General features: G+C 36.3%; 2 protein-coding genes. Both read right to left on the minus strand.

From position 1 onward, the window contains the following. The coding region (locus V7147_RS06060) for a M14 family metallopeptidase (protein ID WP_335366959.1) at window positions 1-1,112 on the minus strand (1,112 nt) is incomplete at its 3' end. Window positions 1,113-1,208: 96 nt separating this feature from the next. Then, a partial coding sequence (locus V7147_RS06065; RefSeq protein WP_335366960.1) for an LTA synthase family protein occupies window positions 1,209-3,092 on the minus strand: 1,884 nt, incomplete at its 5' end.

Here is a 3,092-nt window from a genome sequence, read left to right on the forward strand (position 1 = left end):
CCTTTACCTAATTCAAACGTAAACCCAGGGCGTCTCCATTCTTGGATAAACCAATCCTTGAAGCCTGCATGACTATCAACAAAACGAACTGCCTTATAGCCCGAAACTCTTGAAAATTCCTTCACCAAGTTTTGCGCTTCAGCAGGCTCAAGTTCTTCATAGCCCCAATAAATAACCTCTCCTTGAGTATGAAAGGCTAAGACACTGCAAAAATTGGAGGTCTTGGTTAATTTTTCAATTGCAATTACCTCAGGCTCAGTTAACGGGGCTTCCCCGGGATAGTCTCGAGGTGCTGGTGACTTAGGTTCTTTCCGTTTCTTTTCAATTTCCCAGTTGGCCGGAAATTGATTATTTAAATCGACACCTCGAATATTCGCTTTCCAGTCTTTAAAATCAAGACTTCCACGATTAATGTTTACAACTTCTTGTTTATATGGTTCCTGTTCAGGTGGACCATTGAGGACTAAATCGACGCCATCTGGATTAACCATTGGGACAATCGATAGGAAGGAATCTAAATAAAGGGGATCAACATAAAACCCACGAATTGGCGCCATATTGGTTAAGGCAAGTAAATACTCATTTAAAAAGGTCATGATCACATTCGTTGTGATCCATTCGTTTGCATGAAAGGATCCGTTCCAATGAACCCTTTTTGTACCTCTCCCCAATCGTAACTCCAGTAGTTCCTTTCCTAATACACTTATTCCAATTGAACGTGTTTGAAGAAACGGATAAATCGATTGTAGTTCTTGAATATCCTTCAGCAAATCTTCAAAATCATATTTTCGATTTCCATTTACGACTGGATTCACGACTCTTTCAGGAACTTGAATAGTTTGACCGACTTGTAGATTTTCTGCTTCCACCCCTGGATTTACTAAAAATAAAGCATCAGCCAAAAGTGAACGGGATTGAGCTAGCTTCCATAATGTATCACCGGCAACAATTTGTTTTGGCTGTATAATAAAACCTGGTATATTCGCAATTTCTCCAACCTTCATTTGGTTACTATTTAAATGTAAATTGGAGTCAATAAGTAAATGGATAGGGATTCTAAACAATTGACTATAATACCAAAGCGTGTCACCTCGTCGGACAATTACCTTCACACAAAAACCCCCTTCTTCTATTAAGTTATGAGCAATGGTATGTACTTCATGCCATAGGAAAAGCCTTGACCAACATTTGGCCAAGGCTTCGATTTATTATTCCGCAAACTCTCCTGGTACTGGTTCATTGTAGGATGTTCCATTATAAAAGCGGAGAAGATCCCCATACACAATTTCATCAGAGTAATCTAATTCATATCCCGCTTTCTCCATGAACGGCTCACAGTAGCTGATTTCAGTCTCTTCACCAGATGCTTTGTCAAAGCAAGCATTTTTCGTAAATACAACGTTATCTGTGATGAAGCTGCCATCCCTTAAAACAACAAATGGGAATTTTTCTTTTGAAAATAAATCACTGCCGAAATGGACATCGTTTTGTATATCCATACCAAGTAGACTCAAAATCGTTGGTTTTAAATCAATTTGTCCAGATACAGCAGAAATTACTTCTGGATTCTTATCCGTCACACCAGGGATGTGAATGATTAAAGGGACCTTTTGTAATTCGATTGAATCAAATGGTGTAATTTCTTCTTTTTCTAAAAACTGAGCCATTGCTTTATTATGGTTTTCCGAAATTCCATAATGGTCCCCGTATAGGACGAAGATTGTATTTTCGTACATTCCCTCTTCTTTTAGTCGCTCGAAAAAGAGTTTAATGGACTCATCCATATAGCGAACAGTTGGGAAGTAACGGTTTAACGTTCTTGAATTAGAATCGAATTCATTTACCATTCGATCCTTTTCCTCAAGTTCAAATGGGAAATGGTTTGTTAAGGTAATAAATTTCGAATAAAACGGCTGTGGCTGAGATTTCAAAAGGTCAATGGATTGTTCAAAGAATTCTTTATCCTTTAAACCCCAACCAATCGAATTTTCTTCTGTGACATCATAGCTTTCAACATCAAAGAATTTGTCATATCCTAAAGAATCATACATAATCTCCCGGTTCCAGAAGGTCTTATTATTCGCATGGAAGACTGATGAGAAATATCCATAGTCCTTAATAAATTCAGGTGTTGCTGTAAATTCATTGGTAGCATGTGTAAAGAATACAGCTCCACGTCCAAGTGGATACAATGAATTTTCTAATAAAAACTCAGAATCTGATGTCTTACCTTGACCTGTTTGATGATAAAAATTGTCAAAGTAATAGCTTTCATTTATTAAGTCATTCAAAAATGGTGTGATTTCTTCTCCATCAATGGTTTCATTAATCACAAAGTTTTGCAGGGATTCCATTGAGATAACCACGACATTTTTTCCTTGGGCAATGCCATATTTCTCACTAGGGTCCTTTTGATTTGCTTTTAAGTAGTTTTCTATTTCAATAAAAGAACTGCTGTCAGCTAAAGCTCTTTGTGCGGATGATTTCGATTGAAGGACGATATCATAAATTTGATAGTTGTATGTCCCTATATTCTTCACTAACATTTCGCGGTCAAATGTTCTTGTTAATAATTGTGGTCGCTGAGCTTCGGCTAATCCTAGATTAAAAAAGAACACAGCCGCAACTAAAATAAAATAGGATCTTCTTTCCTTCTTCGTAATTTCCCCGGCAACAGCAAAGTCCGGTTTATATTTATTAATCAAAATCAGGATGACCACATCGATGAACATGAGTGGATCTGTAAAGTTCAGGTTCCCTGTAATACTCGTTCCTAAATCCCCCATATTACTGGTTTGGAAGAGCACTGGAAGCGTTAAAAAGTCGTTGAAGAATCTGTAAAAAACAACATTCGCAAATAGAACAAATGAGGATATTAAACTAGCAAATATGATAAATTTGTTTCGATGTTTTTCCTTAATAAAAAAAGAAATACCAAAGAACAGCAATAAGAAACTTAATGGATTAATGAGTAAAATAAACTCTTGCATCAAGTTTTCTATTTTAATATCAAAGCTAGTTTTATATACAATATATGTTTTTATCCAAAGCATAAAAGCAGATAAAAAGATGAACTTTGATTTGGATAATGT

The organism is Bacillus sp. JJ1521, from assembly GCF_036965165.1.
GTDB lineage: Bacteria > Bacillota > Bacilli > Bacillales > Bacillaceae_L > Ferdinandcohnia.